At 50.1% G+C, this 19,693-nt stretch carries 19 protein-coding genes and 1 other annotated feature; of the genes, 12 read left to right on the top strand and 7 right to left on the bottom strand.

The window, feature by feature from the left end; genetic code table 11:
- The 3 genes from EQY_RS0105235 to trpL all read right to left on the bottom strand — a co-directional run.
- Positions 1–868 (bottom strand): glutamine amidotransferase-related protein (locus EQY_RS0105235; protein ID WP_000763543.1); only part of this gene is annotated, 868 nt, incomplete at its 3' end.
- Positions 868–2,430, bottom strand: a complete 1,563-nt coding sequence (trpE, locus tag EQY_RS0105230; protein WP_001194557.1) for an anthranilate synthase component I — start codon at positions 2,428–2,430, stop codon at positions 868–870. The genes EQY_RS0105235 and trpE, both read right to left, overlap by 1 nt.
- Before the next feature lie 21 nt (positions 2,431–2,451).
- Positions 2,452–2,545: a sequence feature (Trp leader region), on the bottom strand.
- Entirely contained in the window at positions 2,522–2,566 is a 45-nt protein-coding gene (gene trpL, locus EQY_RS24280) for a trp operon leader peptide (RefSeq protein ID WP_001700591.1), read from the bottom strand. It overlaps the preceding feature by 24 nt.
- A 137-nt stretch (positions 2,567–2,703) precedes the next feature.
- Between trpL and rnm the strand changes: the two genes are divergently transcribed.
- From rnm to rluB, 4 genes are all read left to right on the top strand, one after another.
- Entirely contained in the window at positions 2,704–3,585 is an 882-nt protein-coding gene (gene rnm, locus EQY_RS0105225; protein ID WP_001285663.1) for an RNase RNM, read from the top strand.
- On the top strand, positions 3,582–4,202 hold the full coding sequence (locus EQY_RS0105220) for an L-threonylcarbamoyladenylate synthase (protein ID WP_001516499.1): 621 nt from the start codon (positions 3,582–3,584) through the stop codon (positions 4,200–4,202). Before rnm ends, EQY_RS0105220 begins: the two co-directional genes overlap by 4 nt.
- Positions 4,203–4,229: 27 nt before the next feature.
- The gene (locus EQY_RS0105215; RefSeq protein WP_024212415.1) at positions 4,230–6,128 is read left to right on the top strand and encodes a DUF2207 domain-containing protein; all 1,899 of its coding nucleotides are present in this window, start codon (positions 4,230–4,232) and stop codon (positions 6,126–6,128) included.
- 211 nt (positions 6,129–6,339) lie between these two features.
- The gene (rluB, locus tag EQY_RS0105210; RefSeq protein ID WP_001291217.1) at positions 6,340–7,215 is read left to right on the top strand and encodes a 23S rRNA pseudouridine(2605) synthase RluB; all 876 of its coding nucleotides are present in this window, start codon (positions 6,340–6,342) and stop codon (positions 7,213–7,215) included.
- Positions 7,216–7,254: 39 nt separating this feature from the next.
- Here rluB and cobO read toward each other — a convergent pair whose 3' ends face one another.
- Together cobO and EQY_RS0105200 are read right to left on the bottom strand one after the other, a co-directional pair.
- Complete coding sequence (cobO, locus tag EQY_RS0105205; protein WP_001278904.1) at positions 7,255–7,845, bottom strand: cob(I)yrinic acid a,c-diamide adenosyltransferase; 591 nt, start codon at positions 7,843–7,845, stop codon at positions 7,255–7,257.
- The gene (locus tag EQY_RS0105200; RefSeq protein ID WP_000559296.1) at positions 7,842–8,600 is read right to left on the bottom strand and encodes a YciK family oxidoreductase; all 759 of its coding nucleotides are present in this window, start codon (positions 8,598–8,600) and stop codon (positions 7,842–7,844) included. Before EQY_RS0105200 ends, cobO begins: the two co-directional genes overlap by 4 nt.
- Positions 8,601–8,818: 218 nt before the next feature.
- On the opposite strand from EQY_RS0105200, the gene sohB reads away from it, so the two are divergent.
- Entirely contained in the window at positions 8,819–9,868 is a 1,050-nt protein-coding gene (gene sohB / locus EQY_RS0105190; protein ID WP_000422074.1) for a protease SohB, read from the top strand.
- 35 nt (positions 9,869–9,903) lie between these two features.
- Here the strand turns inward: sohB and EQY_RS0105185 are convergent, their stop codons facing one another.
- The gene (locus tag EQY_RS0105185) at positions 9,904–10,155 is read right to left on the bottom strand and encodes a YciN family protein (protein ID WP_001031530.1); all 252 of its coding nucleotides are present in this window, start codon (positions 10,153–10,155) and stop codon (positions 9,904–9,906) included.
- Between the two features lie 379 nt (positions 10,156–10,534).
- Here EQY_RS0105185 and topA point away from each other — a divergent pair, with 379 nt between their 5' ends.
- The 6 genes from topA to acnA all read left to right on the top strand — a co-directional run bounded on the left by topA (position 10,535) and on the right by acnA (position 17,998).
- Positions 10,535–13,132: a type I DNA topoisomerase gene (gene topA, locus EQY_RS0105175; RefSeq protein ID WP_024212414.1), complete on the top strand. Its 2,598-nt coding sequence runs from the start codon at positions 10,535–10,537 to the stop codon at positions 13,130–13,132.
- A 208-nt stretch (positions 13,133–13,340) separates the two neighbouring features.
- On the top strand, positions 13,341–14,315 hold the full coding sequence (gene cysB, locus EQY_RS0105170) for an HTH-type transcriptional regulator CysB (RefSeq protein ID WP_000776255.1): 975 nt from the start codon (positions 13,341–13,343) through the stop codon (positions 14,313–14,315).
- A gap of 318 nt (positions 14,316–14,633) precedes the next feature.
- Complete coding sequence (locus EQY_RS0105165; RefSeq protein WP_001234284.1) at positions 14,634–14,774, top strand: YmiA family putative membrane protein; 141 nt, start codon at positions 14,634–14,636, stop codon at positions 14,772–14,774.
- A gap of 3 nt (positions 14,775–14,777) precedes the next feature.
- Positions 14,778–14,948 (top strand): YciX family protein, encoded by a 171-nt coding sequence (locus tag EQY_RS0105160; protein WP_000261429.1) that lies wholly within the window; start codon positions 14,778–14,780, stop codon positions 14,946–14,948.
- Positions 14,949–15,064: 116 nt separating this feature from the next.
- A complete protein-coding gene (gene ymiC / locus EQY_RS26070; protein WP_016158389.1) occupies positions 15,065–15,160 on the top strand; it encodes a small membrane protein YmiC in 96 nt (31 codons plus the stop codon).
- A 162-nt stretch (positions 15,161–15,322) separates the two neighbouring features.
- Positions 15,323–17,998, top strand: coding sequence for an aconitate hydratase AcnA (acnA, locus tag EQY_RS0105150; protein ID WP_000099501.1), 2,676 nt, complete (start codon positions 15,323–15,325; stop codon positions 17,996–17,998).
- 63 nt (positions 17,999–18,061) lie between these two features.
- On the opposite strand, the gene ribA is transcribed toward acnA, so the two are convergent.
- Complete coding sequence (gene ribA, locus EQY_RS0105145) at positions 18,062–18,652, bottom strand: GTP cyclohydrolase II (protein WP_001176293.1); 591 nt, start codon at positions 18,650–18,652, stop codon at positions 18,062–18,064.
- Positions 18,653–18,821: 169 nt separating this feature from the next.
- Here ribA and pgpB point away from each other — a divergent pair, with 169 nt between their 5' ends.
- The gene (gene pgpB, locus EQY_RS0105140) at positions 18,822–19,586 is read left to right on the top strand and encodes a phosphatidylglycerophosphatase B (RefSeq protein WP_001256525.1); all 765 of its coding nucleotides are present in this window, start codon (positions 18,822–18,824) and stop codon (positions 19,584–19,586) included.
- Positions 19,587–19,693: the final 107 nt, after the last annotated feature.

Genomic DNA, 19,693 nt, shown 5'->3' with positions numbered 1-19,693 from the left:
ATTTTTTGTTCTGTGGCGCCCCCCCCCCGCCGGTGCCGACAATATCGGCAAACAGATAATCCGGGCGCGGGAACGGCGCAGCGTTTTCCAGAAGCGCAGTTGCTGCTCCGGCGATTTCGTTCGGGTGTTCGCCACGAATTTTCATGCTCACCAGCGCCGCCGCCAGTTGTTCCGGCTTCAGTTCACCACGTACCACTGCTGAAAATAGCTGGTGGCTTTCCTGCTGGCTAAGGGTCTGCGCCTGATACAGTTTTTCCAGAATCGGTTGCAGCGTGTTGGTGGGTTCCAGCTTTTGCTGCGCCCAGGCCAGCGTTTGTTCCAGCAAGCGAGCGCCCTGGGTGGTGAGAATGGATTCCGGATGGAACTGGAATCCACAGACGCGATCCGCATCATGACGAACCGCCATCACCATGCCATTAAAATAGGCGTTGATGGTTAAACCGGCCGGAATGTTACTGCCCACCAGCGAGTGATAACGCGCCACTGGCAGAGGGTTTGTTAACCCGGCAAACATCGCCTGACCGTCATGTTCAATGCTCGACGCTTTACCGTGCAGAATTTCGCCCGCCTGGCCGACATAACCCCCATAGGCTTCGACAATCGCCTGATGACCGAGGCAAATGCCAATAATCGGCAGCTTGCCGCGCAGACGAGTAAGCAGTTCCGGCATGCAACCCGCTTCGCTCGGCACACCGGGGCCAGGAGAAAGCATCAGCACCGGATTGCTCATCGTCGCCAGGCGTTCAATTAAGGTCTGCGCCGGAATATGGTTGCGGTAAATCACCACGTTATGACCATTGCTGCGCAACTGATCTGCCAGGTTGTAAGTAAAAGAGTCGATATTATCGAGCAGCAGAATGTCAGCCATCAGAAAGTCTCCTGTGCATGATGCGCGGTGGCGATAGCGCGCAGTACAGCGCGGGCTTTATTACGGGTTTCGTCGGCTTCCGACTGCGGAACAGAATCAAGAACCACGCCAGCACCGGCCTGCACGGTGGCGATGCCGTTTTCCACCAGTGCCGAGCGGATCACAATGCAGGTGTCGAGATCGCCGTGTGCGGTGAAATAACCTACCGCGCCGCCGTAACTGCCGCGTCGACGACCTTCCGCTTCGGCAATTAACTGCATGGCGCGCACTTTCGGCGCACCGCTTAATGTGCCCATATTCATACAGGCGCGATAAGCGTGCAGGGCGTCAAGATCGTGGCGCAATTCACCGACAACGCGGGAGACGAGATGCATCACGTAAGAGTAACGGTCAACTTTGGTGAGGTCGGCAACGTAGCGGCTGCCGGGGGTGCAAATGCGTGCCAGATCATTACGGGCGAGATCCACCAACATCAGATGTTCCGAAAGCTCTTTATGGTCGGTACGCATCTCCAGTTCTATGCGGCTGTCGAGGTCTCTGTCCAGTGAACCATCGGCGCGACGACCTCGTGGGCGTGTTCCTGCAATCGGGTAGATTTCAATCTGGCGGCTGGTGGCGTCATACTTGAGCGAACTTTCCGGCGACGCACCGAACAGAGTGAAATCATCATCCTGCATAAAAAACATATACGGGCTGGGGTTACTCTTTTTCAGCACGTAATAGGCTGCCAGCGGTGACGGGCAGGGCAGTGAGAAACGGCGAGAGGGGACGACCTGGAAAATTTCTCCGGCGCGAATCGCTTTTTGCAACGAACGCACTACGCCACCGAACTCTTCATCGCTCTGATTACATTCACAACGCATATGCGGTACGGAAACCACTGGCAGCGGCGGCGCGGCTTCGGTCAGTTGCTGACGTAGTTCGTTCAGACGTGCAGTGAGACGCTGTTTTTCTTCTTCATTCGGCGCAAACAGGCTGGCCTGAATGCGGGTGCTTTTTTTCTGATGGTCAATTACCATCAGCGTTTCAGCGAGATAAAAACAGAAATCAGGGCAGTTATTTTCCGCTGACAATTGCGGTAAATCTTCAAACCCCGCGACCAGGTCATAAGAGAACAGGCCGCCAAAGAACATCGCTTCCCGTTCTTCCTTCGGTACATTCAACAGATTCTGCAATAAGCGGAAAGCGTCAAAAACCGAAAGGGAGCATAAGCGGGCGTCTTCATCCAGCAGTGGACTGACAGGGGGGAAGCGCAGCACACGGCAGTTTGGTGATTGTTCATTTTCCACCCCCGCAGGCAGGGCGTTATCCAGTAGTGTCAGCAGGGTTTCGCCATTGCCGGAAAGCGCCTGGATTGTGACAGTGTCACCTAGTGCTGTAATGCGCAGCGCACTGTCTACCAGCAGCAGGCTTTTTAAATCATCTTTGCTGTCGATATCTGCGGATTCCAGCAGCAGCGTTGCCGGACGATCCCCACACAACTGGTGAAAAAGCGCGGTGGGATTGTCGCGATAAGCGCCTTCGCAGGTTAGCAATTCGAGATTCGGTTTTTGTGTTTGCATTGTTATTCTCTAATTTTGTTCAAAAAAAAGCCCGCTGATTAGGCGGGCTGGGTATCTGATTGCTTTACGCATGGTGAATACACTGCCCGTTTCAGGAAGTGCGCCACCAACCTTTCAGTACGAAAATTGCTTTCATTGTCGATACCCTTTTTGCGTGAACTTGCGTACTAGTTAACTAGTTCAATGATTAATTGTCAACAGCTCATTTCAGAATATTTGCCAGAACCGTTATGATGTCGGCGCAAAAAACATTATCCAGAACGGGAGTGCGCCTTGAGCGACACGAATTACGCAGTGATTTACGACCTGCACAGCCATACGACAGCTTCCGATGGCTGTCTGACGCCAGAAGCATTGGTGCACCGTGCAGTCGAGATGCGCGTCGGCACCCTGGCGATCACCGACCATGACACCACAGCCGCAATCGCGCCAGCAAGAGAGGAAATTTCACGTTCGGGGTTGGCGCTGAATCTTATTCCCGGCGTGGAAATTTCCACGGTCTGGGAAAATCATGAAATTCATATTGTCGGGCTGAATATTGATATTACTCATCCGCTAATGTGTGAGTTCCTCGCGCAGCAGACAGAACGGCGCAATCAGCGGGCGCAGCTAATTGCCGAAAGACTTGAAAAAGCGCAAATACCTGGTGCGCTGGAAGGCGCGCAACGGCTGGCGCAGGGCGGCGCGGTGACGCGCGGTCATTTTGCTCGTTTCCTTGTGGAGTGCGGCAAAGCCAGTTCAATGGCGGATGTCTTTAAAAAGTATCTGGCGCGCGGGAAAACCGGATACGTTCCGCCACAGTGGTGTACAATAGAACAAGCTATTGATGTCATTCATCATTCTGGCGGTAAGGCGGTACTAGCTCATCCTGGGCGGTACAATCTTAGTGCTAAATGGCTGAAAAGATTGGTTGCGCATTTTGCCGAACACCACGGCGACGCGATGGAAGTCGCGCAGTGCCAGCAATCGCCCAATGAACGCACCCAACTGGCGACACTTGCGCGTCAGCACCATTTATGGGCATCACAAGGATCTGATTTTCATCAGCCATGCCCGTGGATCGAACTGGGTCGTAAACTCTGGCTGCCCGCAGGCGTTGAAGGCGTCTGGCAGCTATGGGAACAGCCGCAGAACACCACAGAGAGGGAATTATGAGCCAGTTTTTTTATATTCATCCTGATAACCCGCAGCAACGTCTGATCAACCAGGCGGTGGAGATCGTGCGTAAAGGCGGGGTGATTGTTTATCCAACTGATTCCGGCTATGCGCTCGGCTGTAAAATTGAAGATAAAAACGCGATGGAGCGTATTTGTCGTATTCGCCAGCTGCCGGACGGTCACAACTTTACCCTGATGTGTCGCGATCTTTCTGAACTCTCGACCTATTCCTTTGTGGATAACGTTGCGTTTCGTCTGATGAAAAACAACACGCCAGGTAACTATACCTTCATCCTTAAGGGGACGAAGGAAGTGCCACGCCGCCTGTTACAGGAAAAACGTAAAACCATCGGGATGCGCGTGCCGTCAAACCCCATCGCCCAGGCGTTACTTGAGGTGCTGGGGGAACCGATGCTTTCCACTTCGTTGATGCTGCCGGGCAGCGAATTTACCGAATCCGATCCGGAAGAAATTAAAGACCGTCTGGAAAAACAGGTGGATTTGATCATTCACGGCGGTTATCTCGGCCAGAAACCGACAACGGTCATCGACCTCACCGATGATACGCCAGTCGTGGTGCGTGAAGGCGTAGGTGATGTGAAGCCTTTCTTATAAAAAATTGCGTTCCACGGATGGAAGATTATGGCAGGGACATTTCGCTGCATTTTGCTGTTGATAGCTGGGATGCTTTACTCATCGCTGGGTTACGCGAAAAACATGGAGATTCCTTATCATGAAGAAGGGATCTCGCTCTTTGATGTTGAGGCCACCATGCAACCTGATGGGGTGCTCGACATTAAAGAGAACATTCATTTTCAGGCGAGAAATCAGCAGATTAAGCATGGATTTTATCGTGATTTGCCTCGATTATGGATGCAGCCTAATGGTGATGCGGCGCTGCTAAACTATCGCATTATTGGCGTCACTCGTGATGGTATTCCTGAACCCTGGCAACTTGACTGGCATATCGGGTTGATGAGTATTGTCGTGGGCGATAAGCAGCGTTTCTTGCCACAAGGCGATTATCATTATCAAATTCATTACCAGGTTGAAAATGCTGTACTGCGTGAGGGTGATTCTGACCTGCTTATCTGGAACGTAACTGGTAATAACTGGCCGTTTGAAATCTATAAGACCCGATTTTCACTCAAGTTGCCTGATATTACGGGTAATCCATTTAGCGAAATCGATCTCTTTACTGGAGAAGAGGGCGACACATATCGAAATGGCCGCATCCTTGAGGACGGAAGAATTGAATCCCGCGATCCGTTTTACCGTGAAGATTTCACTGCACTCTACCGTTGGCCTCATGCCTTGCTGGATAATGCCCCGGCACAACACACGACGAATATTTTTAGCCATCTTTTTTTGCCCTCAACATCGTCTCTTATCATTTGGTTACCGTGTCTGTTACTGGTGTGTGGATGGTTATATCTCTGGAAGCGCAGGCCACAATTTACGCCGGTAGATGTGAGTGAAACTGAAATCATTCCCCCAGATTACACGCCTGGCATGTTGCGTCTCGATGCGAAGCTGGTTTACGACGATAAAGGTTTTTGTGCCGATATCGTAAATCTGATTGTGAAAGGAAAAATTCATCTGGAAGACCTGTATGACAAGAACCAGCAAATCCTGATTCGTGTTAATGAAGGCGCGACCAGAAATAATGAGGTACTACTGCCCGCAGAGCAGTTATTACTGGAAGCGTTATTTCGTAAAGGCGATAAGGTCGTTCTTACGGGGAGACGCAACAGAGTCTTACGCAGGGCATTTTTACGGATGCAGAAATTTTATCTGCCGCGTAAAAAGTCTTCGTTTTACCGACCGGATGCGTTTTTGCAATGGGGCGGACTGGCGATATTAGCAGTCATTTTTTATGGAAACCTGAGTCCCGTTGGCTGGGCAGGTATGAGTCTGGTGGCTGATATGTTTATCATGACCTGCTGGCTTCTTCCTTTTTTGTTTTCTTCCCTTGCGCTTTTGTTTGCCCGCGATGATGACAAGCCTTGCGTTAATCGTGTAATCATCACTTTGTTTTTACCACTGATTTGTTCAGGCGTGGCTTTCTATTCTCTCTACATCAATGTCGGAGATGTGTTCTTTTACTGGTATATGCCAGCCGGTTATTTTAGTGCCGTTTTCCTGACGGGGTATCTTACCGCCCTGGGGTATATTTTTCTGCCACAGTTTACACAAACTGGGCAGCAACGTTATGCCCACGGCGAGGCTATCGTCAACTATCTTGCGCGTAAAGAGGCGGCAACGCACAGTGGGCGGCGGCGGAAAGGGGAAACACGGAAACTGGATTACACTTTGTTAGGTTGGGCGGTCTCGGCAAACCTTGGCAGAGAATGGGCAGCACGTATCACTCCGTCACTTACAGCGGCTATTCGCGCTCCGGAAATTGCCCGTAGCGGCGTTTTATTCTCATTACAGATGCACCTGAGTCTGGGAGCTAATACCAGTTTGTTGGGGCGAAGTTATTCCGGTAGTAGTGCCGGTGGCGGTGGCGCAGTTGGCGGAGGCGGTGGTGGCTGGTAATCAAGCTGATGTTAATCGAAACAAGCTTTAACCCTAAAGATAGTGTAGTATGTTGCGCCTCAAAGCCAGGCCAGTTAAAACGTCATGTCGTTGACTTAAGGCCGGAAGAGTTCGAACAGACTTTACTATCAGTGAGTCAGATGTAAGTTCTGACTCACTGTTGCACAAAGCATATCAGACGCCTGGGAAGGCGACACCAAAAGGAAGCTCTATGAGCGAAAAGCTACAGAAAGTGCTGGCGCGTGCCGGCCACGGTTCTCGCCGTGAAATCGAATCTATTATTGAAGCCGGCCGTGTGAGTGTTGATGGCAAAATTGCTAAACTCGGCGATCGCGTTGAAGTTACTCCTGGACTGAAAATTCGTATCGATGGTCACCTGATTTCGGTGCGTGAGTCCGCTGAGCAAATTTGTCGCGTGCTGGCCTATTACAAGCCGGAAGGTGAGTTATGTACCCGTAACGACCCGGAAGGGCGTCCAACAGTGTTTGACCGTCTGCCGAAGCTGCGTGGCGCACGCTGGATTGCCGTAGGTCGTCTCGACGTTAATACCTGTGGTCTGTTGCTGTTCACCACCGACGGTGAGCTGGCAAACCGTTTAATGCACCCAAGCCGTGAAGTTGAACGTGAATATGCCGTGCGTGTATTTGGTCAGGTTGACGACGCGAAACTGCGTGATTTGAGTCGTGGCGTGCAGTTGGAAGATGGTCCGGCAGCCTTTAAAACCATTAAGTTCAGCGGCGGCGAAGGGATCAACCAGTGGTACAACGTTACTCTGACCGAAGGCCGTAACCGTGAAGTTCGTCGTTTGTGGGAAGCGGTCGGCGTCCAGGTTAGCCGCCTGATTCGTGTGCGTTACGGTGATATCCCACTACCAAAAGGTCTGCCACGCGGTGGCTGGACGGAGCTGGATCTCGCCCAGACTAACTATCTGCGCGAACTGGTGGAGCTACCGCCAGAAACTAGCTCTAAAGTCGCTGTAGAAAAAGACCGTCGTCGCATGAAGGCGAATCAGATTCGTCGTGCGGTGAAACGTCACAGTCAGGTGAGCGGCGGTCGTCGTTCTGGCGGACGTAATAATAACGGTTAATCAAAGTATGCCGGACGTCATATCCGGCATTTTTACAGATTAGTAATCAATCCCTATCTGCGCTTTTACACCGGCATCAAACGCATGTTTGATGGGGCGTAATTCACTTACCGTATCCGCCAATTCAAGAATATCCCGATGACAACCACGACCCGTGATAATCACCGTCTGTTGATGTGGACGTTCATTTAACGCCTGCACCACTTCTTCCAGTGGCAAATAGTCATACGCCACCATATACGTCAGCTCATCGAGCAAAACCATATCCAGTGAGGAATCAGCCAGCATTCTTTTTGCATGTTGCCAGACTTCGCGGCAGGCGGCGGTATCGGACTCGCGGTTTTGTGTATCCCAGGTAAAGCCGGTTGCCATTACCTGAAACTCAACGCCGTGCGGCTCCAGCAGATTTCGTTCGCCATTAGGCCAGGTGCCCTTAATAAACTGCACGACGCCCACTTTTTTTCCGTGACCTACTGCGCGTGTTGCCGTACCAAATGCCGCTGTGGTTTTGCCTTTTCCATTGCCAGTAAAAACGATAATAATGCCGCGTTCATCCTGGGCCTGCGCCACACGGGCATCCACTTTTTCTTTAACTCGCTGCTGACGCTGTTGGTAGCGTTCATCACTCATTGGGAAATTCCTGGTTTACGGCCCGGTTGGGCGTCAAAGGTCATGCCGGTTTTACGGCGGCTATCATCGCCCATCAGCCAGAGGTAAAGTGGCATGATATCAGCGGGGGTTTTGAGTTTCTGCGGATCTTCCGTCGGGAAGGCGCTGGCACGCATGGCGGTGCGCGTACCGCCTGGGTTAATGCAGTTCACGCGCAGGCGCTGTTGATATTCATCGGCCAGTACCTGCATCATTCCTTCGGTGGCAAATTTTGAGGCAGCGTATGCACCCCACTTAGCCCGACCCTGACGCCCGACGCTTGATGAGGTAAAGACCAGCGAACCGGCGTCCGATTTGAGTAATAAAGGAAGCAGTGCCTGGGTCAGCATAAAGGTGGCATTAACGTTGACCTGCATGACATCCTGCCAGACCTGCGGATTTTGTTCACTCATCGGGCAAACTTCGCCAAGCAATCCGGCATTATGCAGAACGCCGTCCAGACGCGGATAATTAACGGCAATGCGCTGTGCCAGTTGATGGCAATCTTCGGATGTGCAGGTCAGTAAATCGAGAATAAACCACTGTGGATGACGTCCGGTCTCTTCGAATATACGCTGGGCGACCTGACGTAATTTTTCTTCATTACGTCCCAGTAAAATCACTGTCGCGCCATAACGCGCATAAGTCTGAGCGGCTTCACGACCAATGCCGTCGCTGGCGCCGGTTACCAGGATAATACGATCATTGAGTAAATCTTGTTTTGGTTGGTAATGCATGGCTACTCCTCAACGACATCATCAGTCGCGCTGCCAGTGTACTTTATGACTTTGAGGGGTTATGCCTTAAACAGAGGCGCATTTCAATCAGCCAGGGGCGATAACGCCGCAAAATGAATACTTTGTCATACTTTCTCGTCAAGAATATCTCTGCGAGACGGCTTAACGTGCCTGTTGTAAACTGTGAGGCAAAGCGTTGTTTAACCAAGGTGGGACTCGTGGAATTGTTGTCTGAATATGGTTTGTTTTTGGCGAAAATTGTCACTGTTGTTGTGGCGATTGCGGCTGTTGCCGCCATTATTGTCAATGTTGCTCAACGTAATAAACGCCAGCGTGGCGAGTTACGGGTTAACAATCTCAGCGAACAATATAAGGAGATGAAAGAAGAACTGGCAGCAGCGCTGATGGATCCGCATCAGCAAAAGCAGTGGCACAAAGCGCAGAAGAAAAAGCACAAGCAAGAAGCGAAAGCAGCGAAAGCAAAAGCCAAACTGGGTGAGGTGGTGACTGACAGTAAACCCCGCGTCTGGGTACTGGATTTCAAAGGCAGCATGGACGCGCATGAAGTTAACTCATTACGTGAAGAGATAACCGCAGTACTCGCGGCATTTAAGCCAAGGGATCAGGTTGTTTTGCGTCTGGAAAGCCCCGGCGGTATGGTTCATGGTTATGGCCTGGCAGCCTCACAATTGCGGCGTCTGCGCGATAAAAACATTCCTTTAACCGTTACGGTAGACAAAGTGGCTGCCAGCGGCGGGTACATGATGGCCTGTGTGGCGGACAAAATTGTTTCTGCGCCGTTTGCCATTGTTGGTTCCATCGGTGTGGTAGCGCAAATGCCCAACTTTAACCGCTTCCTGAAAAGTAAAGATATTGATATTGAACTGCATACTGCCGGGCAATATAAGCGCACGCTGACATTGCTGGGTGAAAATACTGAAGAAGGGCGCGAAAAATTCCGCGAAGAACTGAACGAAACACATCAGCTATTTAAAGATTTTGTAAAACGTATGCGTCCGTCTCTGGATATTGAAGAGGTGGCTACCGGTGAACACTGGTACGGGCAACAGGCGGTAGAGAAAGGCCTGGTTGACGAAATCAACACCAGTGATGAAGTGATTCTTAATCTGATGGACGGTCGAGAAGTGGTCAATGTGCGTTATATGCAGCGTAAACGGTTAATCGATCGGTTTACCGGCAGTGCGGCAGAGAGCGTCGATCGATTGTTGCTACGCTGGTGGCAGCGTGGGCAAAAGCCTTTGATGTAAAAGACAAACGCGAGGTTCAGGCCTCGCGTTTTGCTTTAATCTACCAGATGATATTTTTCCGAGAGCACGTGTGCCAGGTGTTTGAACATATTAAACACCGCAGTGCTTTTCGCTGTCGGCAGCCCTTGCTCATCTAAAAAGTAATCGCCAGTAAACACCAGCACGCCATTACGCTGCGTGACGCCGGTGGCTTCAATTCCTGCGAGTGTGTCCTCATGCTCACGAATGATTTTGTTGGCCTCTTTCAACAGCGTTTCGCGGTCGATGGGTTGTGTCTCTTTGTTCATTATTTACTCCTTAAACAAGGACATTAGTCTACGCCAGGCATGGCATGCAGACAAATATACCACGCTGGCGTCAGGAGCGCCTTACTGGCAACTTTGGATTTTGCATGCTAATAAAGTTGCGTAACGGATTTTATCAGGTACAGTGTGACGCTTTCGTCAATCTGGCAATAGATTTGCTTGACATTCGACCAAAATTCCGTCGTGCTATAGCGCCTGTAGGCCAAGACCTGTTAACTCAGTCACCGGAATTTTCGTGAACAGAGTCACGACAAGGGGTTGATATCCGCAGAGAGCGAGTCCATATCGGTAACTCGTTGCCAGTGGAAGGTTTATCAATGTGCGACGCATTCCTGGAAGAATCAAATTAGGTAAGGTGAATATGGGTAAAGCTCTTGTCATCGTTGAGTCCCCGGCAAAAGCCAAAACGATCAACAAGTATCTGGGTAGTGACTACGTGGTGAAATCCAGTGTCGGTCACATCCGCGATTTGCCGACCAGTGGCTCAGCTGCTAAAAAGAGTGCCGACTCTACCTCCACCAAAACGGCTAAAAAGCCTAAAAAGGATGAACGTGGCGCTCTCGTCAACCGTATGGGGGTTGACCCGTGGCACAATTGGGAGGCGCACTATGAAGTGTTGCCTGGTAAAGAGAAGGTCGTCTCTGAACTGAAACAACTGGCTGAAAAAGCCGACCACATCTATCTCGCAACCGACCTTGACCGCGAAGGGGAAGCCATTGCATGGCACCTGCGGGAAGTGATTGGGGGTGATGAAGCTCGCTATAGCCGAGTGGTGTTTAACGAAATTACTAAAAACGCGATCCGCCAGGCGTTCAACAAACCCGGCGAACTGAATATTGATCGTGTTAATGCCCAGCAGGCGCGTCGCTTTATGGATCGCGTCGTGGGTTATATGGTTTCTCCGCTGCTGTGGAAAAAGATCGCTCGCGGTCTTTCCGCCGGGCGTGTGCAATCCGTAGCGGTTCGCCTGGTGGTTGAGCGTGAGCGTGAAATTAAAGCGTTCGTGCCGGAAGAATTCTGGGAAGTCGATGCCAGTACGACTACGCCGTCTGGTGAAGCGTTGGCTTTGCAGGTGACTCATCAGAACGATAAACCGTTCCGCCCGGTCAACAAAGAACAAACTCAGGCTGCGGTAAGTCTGCTTGAAAAAGCGCGCTACAGCGTGCTGGAACGTGAAGACAAACCGACAACCAGTAAACCAGGCGCTCCTTTTATTACCTCTACGCTGCAACAAGCTGCCAGCACCCGTCTTGGTTTTGGTGTGAAAAAAACCATGATGATGGCGCAGCGTCTGTATGAAGCTGGCTATATCACTTACATGCGTACCGACTCCACTAACCTGAGTCAGGACGCGGTAAACATGGTTCGCGGTTATATCAGCGATAATTTTGGTAATAAATATCTGCCGGAAAGCCCGAACCAATACGCCAGCAAAGAAAACTCACAGGAAGCGCACGAAGCGATTCGTCCTTCAGATGTCAATGTGATGGCGGAATCGCTGAAAGATATGGAAGCAGATGCGCAGAAACTGTACCAGTTAATCTGGCGTCAGTTTGTTGCCTGTCAAATGACCCCAGCGAAATATGACTCCACCACGCTGACCGTTGGCGCGGGTGACTTCCGCCTGAAAGCGCGCGGTCGTATTCTGCGTTTCGACGGCTGGACGAAAGTTATGCCTGCGCTGCGTAAAGGCGATGAAGATCGTATTTTACCGGCTGTCGATAAAGGTGACTCCCTGTCGCTTGTTGAACTGACGCCTGCGCAGCACTTTACCAAGCCGCCAGCCCGTTTTAGCGAAGCTTCACTGGTTAAAGAACTGGAAAAACGCGGGATCGGTCGTCCGTCTACCTATGCGTCGATCATTTCGACCATTCAGGATCGCGGCTATGTGCGTGTGGAAAACCGTCGCTTCTATGCGGAAAAAATGGGTGAGATCGTTACCGATCGCCTGGAAGAAAATTTCCGCGAGTTAATGAATTACGACTTTACCGCGCAGATGGAAAACAGCCTCGACCAGGTGGCAAATCACGAAGCAGAGTGGAAAGCTGTACTGGATCACTTCTTCTCTGATTTCACTCAGCAGCTTGATAAAGCGGAAAAAGATCCGGAAGAGGGCGGTATGCGCCCGAACCAGATGGTTCTGACCAGCATTGACTGCCCGACCTGTGGTCGAAAAATGGGGATTCGCACCGCCAGCACCGGGGTATTCCTGGGCTGTTCCGGTTATGCGCTGTCGCCGAAAGAGCGTTGCAAAACCACCATCAACCTGGTGCCGGAAAACGAAGTGCTTAACGTGCTGGAAGGCGAAGACGCTGAAACCAACGCGCTGCGCGCCAAACGTCGTTGCCCGAAATGCGGTACAGCGATGGACAGCTATCTCATCGATCCAAAACGTAAGTTGCATGTCTGTGGTAATAATCCAACCTGCGACGGTTACGAGATCGAAGAGGGCGAATTCCGTATTAAAGGTTATGACGGCCCGATCGTTGAGTGTGAAAAATGTGGTTCTGAAATGCACCTGAAAATGGGGCGTTTCGGTAAGTACATGGCTTGCACCAATGAAGAGTGTAAAAACACACGTAAGATTTTACGTAACGGTGAAGTCGCGCCGCCGAAAGAAGATCCGGTTCCGCTGCCAGAATTACCGTGCGAAAAATCGGATGCTTATTTCGTGTTGCGTGACGGCGCTGCCGGCGTGTTCCTGGCGGCCAATACTTTCCCGAAATCACGTGAAACGCGTGCGCCGCTGGTGGAAGAGCTTTATCGCTTCCGCGACCGTTTACCAGAAAAATTGCGTTATCTGGCTGATGCGCCACAGCAAGATCCAGAAGGTAATAAGACAATGGTTCGTTTTAGCCGGAAAACCAGGCAGCAATATGTCTCTTCGGAAAAAGACGGAAAGGCAACTGGCTGGTCAGCATTTTATGTTGATGGCAAATGGGTTGAAGGGAAAAAATAACCTTTAATTCTTTCTGGTTTTTAAAACAAAGGGTCGCAAAAGCGACCCTTTTTTATTGCATATTATTTTATCTCCACACCTATACACTAAAGCTATAAATGATATAGTGGTTATAGTTAGCACCTTTTTTATTATTAAATCGTATTAGTCACCCGTCAGGAGTGACGAAAAAACGATGTTCTGATGGCGTCTAATTGGATGGTTTAACATGAAATTACAACAACTTCGCTATATTGTTGAGGTCGTCAATCATAACCTGAACGTCTCATCAACGGCTGAAGGACTTTACACATCACAACCTGGGATCAGTAAGCAAGTCAGAATGCTGGAAGATGAGCTGGGTATTCAAATTTTTTCCCGTAGCGGTAAGCATTTGACGCAGGTTACTCCAGCCGGGCAGGAAATAATTCGTATCGCTCGTGAAGTTCTGTCGAAAGTTGATGCTATTAAATCGGTCGCCGGAGAGCATACCTGGCCTGATAAAGGCTCGCTGTATATCGCCACCACGCATACTCAGGCGCGCTATGCATTACCGAATGTCATCAAAGGTTTCATTGAGCGTTATCCTCGCGTTTCTTTGCATATGCATCAGGGATCGCCGACACAAATCGCCGATGCCGTCTCTAAAGGTAATGCCGATTTCGCTATCGCCACGGAAGCACTTCATTTGTATGAAGATTTGGTGATGCTGCCATGCTATCACTGGAATCGGGCTATTGTGGTGACACCTGACCATCCGCTGGCGGGCAAAAAAGCAATTACCATTGAAGAACTGGCGCAGTATCCGTTGGTGACGTATACCTTCGGTTTTACCGGACGCTCCGAGCTGGATACCGCCTTTAACCGCGCAGGGTTGACGCCGCGTATTGTTTTCACGGCTACCGATGCTGACGTGATTAAAACTTACGTTCGCTTAGGGCTGGGTGTTGGGGTAATTGCCAGCATGGCGGTGGACCCGGTTTCTGACCCTGACCTGGTTCGTGTTGATGCGCATGACATTTTCAGCCATAGCACAACCAAAATTGGTTTTCGTCGCAGTACGTTTTTGCGCAGTTATATGTATGATTTCATTCAGCGTTTTGCGCCGCATTTAACCCGCGATGTCGTTGATGCCGCCGTAGCACTGCGTTCCAATGAAGAAATTGAGATCATGTTTAAAGATATCAAATTGCCGGAAAAATAATTACCTGCATTATTTCCGGCACCTTTTATATTTTCGGGGTGCCGGAATATATTCTCTGTTCTTTCTTATTTGTACACCGCTCACAATATTATTATCCCTGAAATCTTTATGGTAAATCGGACGTAAAGTAGTGTCTAATTACCTGCCTCGCAAACTCCAGCCTTCAAATATCTAGTTCAGGTCAAAAGATTGAATTATTCACTGGAGACGATTCGTAAATTAGCTGGATTTTTGGCTAAAGTTTCATTAGGATTTGTCTCATCAGTTGATTAATTATACCAATCGTTTAGCGCATTACTGATAAGTGATGGCGATTATATGAGGTTAGCAATGCCTTCTGGAAATCAGGAACCCCGCAGGGACCCTGAATTGAAACGCAAAGCCTGGCTTGCGGTATTTCTTGGTTCTGCGCTCTTCTGGGTGCTTGTCGCACTGCTAATTTGGAAAGTGTGGGGGTAAAGCATGGTCGTTCAGGAGCAGCATCAGATTGCTTTGCCACTGTCTCAGCATAGTGACAATGAAACGGAAACGAAACGGGAATGTTCAGTCGTTATTCCGGATGGCTGGAAACTGACGTCGCAACAGCAAGCGTTTATAGAGATGTTTGCTGAAGATGAGCAGCAGAAACAATAATTATCATCATTCTTATTATCCGATATATTCGTGAATTAAACGGTTTTTAATACACCACAGCAATAAAAGGTTGAATAATTTCAACAGAAAGTAATAACAAGTGAGGGGTGTAGCCTATGATCACCACAAATATGAAATATTGGTCCTGGATGGGCGCATTTTCTCTGTCGATGCTCTTCTGGGTTGAACTCATCTGGATAGTTGCTCACTAATCCCTGACCTCGCTGTGGCGAGGTTTTTCTTTTCTTATCGCAAGATTTCTCCTCTTTTATCAATTTGGGTTGTTATCAAATCGTTACGCAATATTTGTGTTATCTTTAATATTCACCCTGAAGAGAATCAGGGCATCGCAACCCTGTTATTAAGGAGGAGCTATGTCGTCAACCCTACGAGAAGCCAGTAAGGACACGTTGCAGGCCAAAGATAAAACTTACCATTACTACAGCCTGCCACTTGCTGCTAAATCACTGGGCGATATCACCCGTCTGCCTAAGTCACTCAAAGTTCTGCTCGAAAACCTGCTCCGCTGGCAGGATGGTAACTCGGTTATCGAAGAGGATATCCACGCGCTGGCGGGCTGGTTGAAAAATGCCCATGCTGACCGTGAAATTGCCTACCGCCCGGCAAGAGTGTTAATGCAGGACTTTACCGGCGTGCCCGCTGTCGTGGATCTTGCGGCGATGCGAGAAGCGGTAAAACGTCTCGGCGGCGATACCGCGAAAGTGAATCCACTCTCACCGGTCGATCTGGTAATTGACCATTCGGTGACCGTCGATCGTTTTGGCGATGATGAGGCATTCGAGGAAAACGTGCGTCTGGAAATGGAGCGAAACCACGAACGTTATGTATTCCTGAAATGGGGACAGCAGGCCTTCAGCCGTTTTAGCGTTGTGCCGCCAGGTACAGGGATTTGCCATCAGGTTAACCTCGAATATCTCGGCAAAGCAGTGTGGAGCGAATTGCAGGATGGTGAATGGATTGCTTATCCGGATACGCTCGTCGGCACCGACTCACACACTACGATGATCAACGGTCTTGGCGTGCTGGGATGGGGCGTTGGCGGGATCGAAGCGGAAGCCGCAATGTTAGGTCAGCCGGTTTCCATGCTTATCCCGGATGTAGTGGGCTTTAAACTCAGCGGAAAATTACGTGAAGGTATCACCGCCACAGACCTGGTTCTTACCGTCACTCAGATGCTGCGTAAACATGGCGTGGTGGGGAAATTCGTCGAATTTTACGGCGATGGGCTGGATTCGCTGCCGCTGGCAGATCGCGCCACCATTGCCAATATGTCGCCAGAATATGGCGCGACCTGCGGCTTCTTCCCAATCGATGCGGTCACCCTCGATTACATGCGTTTAAGCGGGCGCAGTGAAGATCAGGTCGAGCTGGTCGAAAAATATGCTAAAGCGCAGGGCATGTGGCGTAACCCGGGCGATGAACCGATTTTTACCAGTACGTTAGAACTGGATATGAATGACGTTGAAGCGAGTCTGGCGGGGCCAAAACGCCCACAGGATCGCGTTGCACTGCCCGATGTACCAAAAGCTTTTGCCGCCAGTAACGAACTGGAAGTGAATGCCACGCATAAAGATCGCCAACCGGTCGATTATGTTATGAACGGACATCAGTATCAGTTGCCTGATGGCGCAGTGGTTATTGCTGCCATCACGTCATGTACCAACACCTCTAATCCAAGTGTACTGATGGCCGCAGGCTTGCTGGCTAAAAAAGCCGTAACTCTGGGCCTGAAGCGGCAACCGTGGGTCAAAGCGTCGCTGGCACCGGGTTCGAAAGTGGTTTCTGATTATCTGGCAAAAGCCAAACTGACTCCGTATCTCGATGAACTTGGCTTCAACCTTGTGGGATATGGCTGTACCACCTGTATTGGTAACTCTGGTCCGTTGCCCGATCCTATCGAAACTGCAATCAAAAAAGGCGATTTAACCGTCGGTGCGGTACTGTCCGGCAACCGTAACTTTGAAGGTCGTATTCATCCGCTGGTTAAAACGAACTGGCTGGCGTCGCCGCCGTTGGTGGTTGCCTATGCGCTAGCGGGAAATATGAATATCAACCTGGCTTCAGAGCCTATCGGCCACGATCGTAAAGGCGACCCGGTATATCTGAAAGATATCTGGCCATCGGCACAAGAAATTGCCCGCGCAGTAGAACAGGTCTCTACAGAGATGTTCCGTAAAGAGTACGCAGAAGTTTTCGAAGGGACCGCTGAGTGGAAAGAAATTAACGTTGCGCGATCCGATACCTACGGATGGCAGGATGATTCGACCTATATTCGCTTATCGCCGTTCTTTGATGAAATGCAGGCAACACCAGCACTTGTGGAAGATATTCACGGTGCGCGGATCCTCGCAATGCTGGGGGATTCAGTCACCACTGACCATATCTCTCCGGCGGGCAGTATTAAGCCCGACAGTCCGGCGGGTCGATATCTACAAGGTCGAGGTGTTGAGCGGAAAGACTTTAACTCCTACGGTTCGCGGCGCGGCAACCATGAGGTGATGATGCGCGGCACATTCGCCAATATTCGCATTCGTAACGAAATGGTGCCCGGTGTTGAAGGTGGAATGACGCGGCATTTACCTGCCAGCGATGTCGTTTCTATTTATGATGCAGCGATGCGCTATAAGCAGGAGAAAACGCCCCTGGCGGTGATTGCCGGTAAAGAATATGGTTCTGGCTCCAGCCGTGACTGGGCGGCAAAAGGTCCGCGTCTGCTTGGTATCCGGGTGGTTATTGCCGAATCGTTTGAACGAATTCACCGCTCGAATTTAATTGGCATGGGCATTCTGCCGCTGGAATTTCCGCAAGGCGTGACGCGTAAAACATTAGGGCTGACCGGGGAAGAGAAGATTGATATTGTCGATCTGCAAAATCTACAACCGGGCGCGACGGTTCCGGTGACGCTGAAGCGTGCTGATGGTAGCCAGGAAGTTGTGCCGTGCCGTTGTCGTATCGACACCGCGACGGAATTAACCTATTACCAGAACGACGGTATTTTGCATTACGTTATTCGTAATATGTTGAAGTAACGAGTATTTGCTTGCCGGAAGTCAGATAACCGGCAAGCAAATTAACTTTACAACGTAAGTGGGTTATTTGTTCAGCAAATGCCCCATTTTCTCGGCTTTGGTATCGAGATAATGTTCGTTATTGGGGTTACGACCAACAATCAACGGCACGCGTTCAACAATATTAATCCCGGCTTCGGACAGAATTTCGACTTTTTTCGGGTTATTGGTTAACAAACGGACTTCATTGACACCAAGGAGTTTGAACATATCAGCGCAAAGAGTGAAGTCGCGCTCATCTGCAGCGAAGCCTAACTGGTGGTTAGCCTCTACGGTGTCGTAACCTTGATCCTGTAATGCGTAAGCGCGAATTTTATTCAGCAGGCCAATGTTACGACCTTCCTGACGGTGATACAGCAAAATACCACGGCCTTCTTCGGCGATTTGCGTCAGCGCCGCTTCCAGCTGGAAGCCACAATCGCAGCGCAAGCTGAACAGGGCGTCACCGGTCAGACATTCGGAATGGACGCGCGCAAGTACCGGGGTATGCCCGGAAATATCGCCATAGACTAGCGCGACATGATCGTGTCCGGTTGCCAGTTCTTCAAATCCCACCATCAGGAAATCGCCCCATGGGGTTGGCAGTTTGGCTTCTGCCACACGTTTAAGCTGCATGAAATTCTCCAGATAATGCTGGTTCTGTATTGGCTTATTTTGCCATAACGCGAAGGCGTTCACCTAATCACGACGCGTCGATCGTTCACTGAATGGCACAAATCTGTCAATTTTTCCAGGTCAGGGCATTTTCAGTTATGATTGTGAGACTTATAAGAAAGGAGAGACCATGCGTTCGATTGCCAGACGTACCGCAGTTGGAGCTGCACTATTACTTATCATGCCTGTAGCGGTATGGATTTCTGGCTGGCGTTGGCAACCAGGAGAGCAGAATGGGGTGTTAAAGGTGGCTTTTTGGGTCACTGAAACTGTCACTCAGCCCTGGGGCGTTATTACGCATCTGATTTTATTCGGCTGGTTCCTTTGGTGCCTGCGTTTTCGGATCAAAGCGGCAATTATGTTGTTTACCATACTGGCTACGGCGATCCTGGTCGGACAAGCGGTAAAATCCTGGATTAAAGACAAAGTTCAGGAACCGCGCCCGTTTGTTATCTGGCTGGAAAAAACACATTATATTCCGGTTGATGAGTTCTACACTTTAAAGCGTGCAGAGCGCGGAAATTTAGTGAAAGAACAGTTGGCTGAAGAGAAAAATATCCCGCAATATTTGCGAACTCATTGGCAGAAAGAGACCGGTTTTGCCTTTCCTTCTGGTCACACAATGTTTGCTGCCAGTTGGGCTCTGCTGGCCATTGGGCTGTTATGGCCGCGTCGGCGAACCGTAACCATTGCACTCTTGCTGGTTTGGGCAACGGGAGTCATGGGAAGTCGCCTGTTGCTTGGGATGCATTGGCCGCGCGACCTGGTGGTGGCTACGTTGATTTCGTGGGCGCTGGTCGCGGTAGCAACCTGGCTTGCACAACGTATTTGTGGGCCATTAACACCACCACCGGAAGAAAATCGTGAGATAGCGCAACGAGAACAAGAAAGTTAATACTGGTTGAATTTCTGAATTTAACCCTCAAATCATCAACAATGATTGTGGCTACCATTTCGCAGACGTCGTGAAAATGGTAATTTAAAGGGCTATTGCGGTAAGTT

This window comes from Escherichia sp. TW14182, assembly GCF_000208525.1.
Classification (GTDB): domain Bacteria; phylum Pseudomonadota; class Gammaproteobacteria; order Enterobacterales; family Enterobacteriaceae; genus Escherichia; species Escherichia ruysiae.
Note: the sequence above shows the minus strand (reverse complement) of the source record. Positions and strands in the feature narration are given on the sequence as shown.

Excerpts from the sequence above, each read along its gene's own strand:
- trpE (WP_001194557.1), bottom strand. The coding sequence starts at position 2,430 with ATGCAAACACAAAAACCGAATCTCGAATTGCTAACCTGCGAAGGCGCT.
- EQY_RS0105220 (WP_001516499.1), top strand. The coding sequence starts at position 3,582 with ATGAGCCAGTTTTTTTATATTCATCCTGATAACCCGCAGCAACGTCTG.
- EQY_RS0105215 (WP_024212415.1), top strand. The coding sequence starts at position 4,230 with ATGGCAGGGACATTTCGCTGCATTTTGCTGTTGATAGCTGGGATGCTT.
- rluB (WP_001291217.1), top strand. The coding sequence starts at position 6,340 with ATGAGCGAAAAGCTACAGAAAGTGCTGGCGCGTGCCGGCCACGGTTCT.
- cobO (WP_001278904.1), bottom strand. The coding sequence starts at position 7,845 with ATGAGTGATGAACGCTACCAACAGCGTCAGCAGCGAGTTAAAGAAAAA.
- EQY_RS0105200 (WP_000559296.1), bottom strand. The coding sequence starts at position 8,600 with ATGCATTACCAACCAAAACAAGATTTACTCAATGATCGTATTATCCTG.
- EQY_RS0105185 (WP_001031530.1), bottom strand. The coding sequence starts at position 10,155 with ATGAACAAAGAGACACAACCCATCGACCGCGAAACGCTGTTGAAAGAG.
- topA (WP_024212414.1), top strand. The coding sequence starts at position 10,535 with ATGGGTAAAGCTCTTGTCATCGTTGAGTCCCCGGCAAAAGCCAAAACG.
- cysB (WP_000776255.1), top strand. The coding sequence starts at position 13,341 with ATGAAATTACAACAACTTCGCTATATTGTTGAGGTCGTCAATCATAAC.
- EQY_RS0105165 (WP_001234284.1), top strand. The coding sequence starts at position 14,634 with ATGAGGTTAGCAATGCCTTCTGGAAATCAGGAACCCCGCAGGGACCCT.
- EQY_RS0105160 (WP_000261429.1), top strand. The coding sequence starts at position 14,778 with ATGGTCGTTCAGGAGCAGCATCAGATTGCTTTGCCACTGTCTCAGCAT.
- ymiC (WP_016158389.1), top strand. The coding sequence starts at position 15,065 with ATGATCACCACAAATATGAAATATTGGTCCTGGATGGGCGCATTTTCT.
- acnA (WP_000099501.1), top strand. The coding sequence starts at position 15,323 with ATGTCGTCAACCCTACGAGAAGCCAGTAAGGACACGTTGCAGGCCAAA.
- ribA (WP_001176293.1), bottom strand. The coding sequence starts at position 18,652 with ATGCAGCTTAAACGTGTGGCAGAAGCCAAACTGCCAACCCCATGGGGC.
- pgpB (WP_001256525.1), top strand. The coding sequence starts at position 18,822 with ATGCGTTCGATTGCCAGACGTACCGCAGTTGGAGCTGCACTATTACTT.